The sequence below is a fragment of the Alcanivorax sp. HI0044 genome (assembly GCF_001634945.1).
The window spans coordinates 1-1,907 of sequence record NZ_LWEZ01000171.1 but is presented as its reverse complement, the minus strand read 5'-3'; the positions used below and the strand labels follow the sequence as shown (position 1 = coordinate 1,907).

The window sequence follows — 1,907 nt, the reverse complement described above, 5'->3', positions numbered from 1 at the left end:
ATGAACAGCAGCAGATCTTTGAGGAAGAAAATCCCGGCAACCATGAAGATCAACAGCAACATCACCTCGATATTGCCCACCACCTTGTGCAGCACGGTATCAGCGGAGGTGAGGCCGATCATGACCGCTTCAATGGCCAGCAGGCCGCCGGGTTGCAGGGGGTAGCACTTGAGCGCCATGGCCAGGGTGAAAATGAACTCGGCCAGCAGCAGCCAGCCCGCCGTCACCGGGCCCAGGGCCAGGGCCACCAGGGGGTTGATCAGCAGGAAGGCAACGATGGTGTATTTGTACCAGGCGGGGGCCTGCCCCAGGAAGTTCTGAATAAAGGCGCGGCCTAGCGTGGCTGACATGACGAGTTCCTGCTGAACGGCAAATGGGAAAGGGCGCCCAGCTCGGATGAAGCACGCCAAACTCGGGCGCGGCAATGATAAGGACTTGGCTTGCCCCAGTACAGTGCAAAGGGGTGGCAATTTGCCCTGGATCAATGGAGGGATTGACGCAGCCGGTTGGCGCACGTAACGCGAAACCGTGTCTGGCCACGGGGAGGAGTGTGGGCAGGTTAACAAATCATCAATAAATCAGTTGCTTACAAATGAAAGTTGACGCAGTCTTTGATGACGTGCAAAAGTTGATGCGCCTTGTTTTACAATCCTGTTTTGACGATTGCGGGTGTATCCGGGGGTTTGCGCGCCTAACGAACGAACCCGATGATAATAACAGTTTGGTGCTTGCGGAGAGTCCATGGTTGCCATAACAAACACCACCTCCCTGACTTTTCTCAAGGAAGCGATAGATACCACCCTGACGGAAGCTGAAAACCAGCTTGAAGCGTTTTCGGACGACCATAGCCGCCAGGATGAGTTGCAGCATTGCGCGCAAGCCTTTCAGCAACTCCGCGGTATCTGCCAGGTGGTTGAGCTGCCTGCAGCAGCTTTAATGAGTGAAGAAATGGCGCTGGCCGCTCGGGAGCTACAGGAAAAAGTGTCTGAGGCCCGCATCCAGGCGTTGAGTAATGCGATTGTCCTGCTGACCCGTTATTTTGACTATGTGCAGCTGAAAAACCGCACACTTCCTGCCTTGCTGATTGGTGGGATTAATGAACTGCGGCGCTCCGGTGGAAAAGGCCTGATTCAGGAGAGCCATTTCTTTAGTGCCGACCTGTCCCGTCAGCGTGCACCTGAAGCTCCCCAGCGAGAGCTATCGGTTAGCGAACTGTCAGACCTGTCCCGTCGCCTGCGGCATATGTACCAGGTCGGGTTGCTGGGGGTTCTGCGTGGGCAAGGCAATGCCACTAATCTCAAGTTGATGGCCCGGGCGCTGGTGCGCCTGGATCGTGCGGCNGGTCAATGCGGTCTAAGCCGCTTTCTGTGGGTGGCCCAGGCCGTACTGACAGCCATGTACTGCGACCAGATGGCGATTACGCCTGCTCGTAAAGCCCTGCTATCCCAATTCGATCGTCAGCTCAAAAAACTGGTTTACGATGGTGACCAGGCGGTGACGGAAGAGGCGCCACTGCTGTTGATCAAGGAAAGTCTGTTTATCGTTTCGCTATCCGCTGAAGATAGCGGCACCATTGGCGATGTGAAGCAGGCTTTTGGTCTGAAGTCCGAGGTTAGTGACACCGTATTGCAGCGTGAGCTGGCATTGATGACCGGTGCCAGCGGCTCGGTGATTCGTTCTGTGGCCACGGCCATGCGCGATGAAATTGCGGATTTGAAGGAAAGCCTGGATTTGGCTTCCCAGGGCGTTGCCGACACCAATTACCAGTCGGTTGCTGCCAGCCTGAATCGCCTGGGCAGTACCCTGGACATGATCAACAAGGATGACGAATCCCGGGCAATCAAATTGCGCGCCCGGGAAGTGTCGAAATGGGCCCCAGATCAGAATGTGGAAGGAGAGGCTTTTCA

At 55.9% G+C, this 1,907-nt stretch carries 1 protein-coding gene and 1 pseudogene; one reads left to right on the top strand and one right to left on the bottom strand.

Translation table 11 applies throughout. The features are described 5' to 3' along the window. Nucleotides 1–350: pseudogene (locus A3730_RS02060) on the bottom strand (sodium/proton antiporter); the annotation flags it as partial. 391 nt (nucleotides 351–741) lie between these two features. On the opposite strand from A3730_RS02060, the gene A3730_RS02055 reads away from it, so the two are divergent. Continuing rightward, the coding region (locus tag A3730_RS02055) for a hypothetical protein (RefSeq protein WP_063537375.1) at nucleotides 742–1,907 on the top strand (1,166 nt) is incomplete at its 3' end.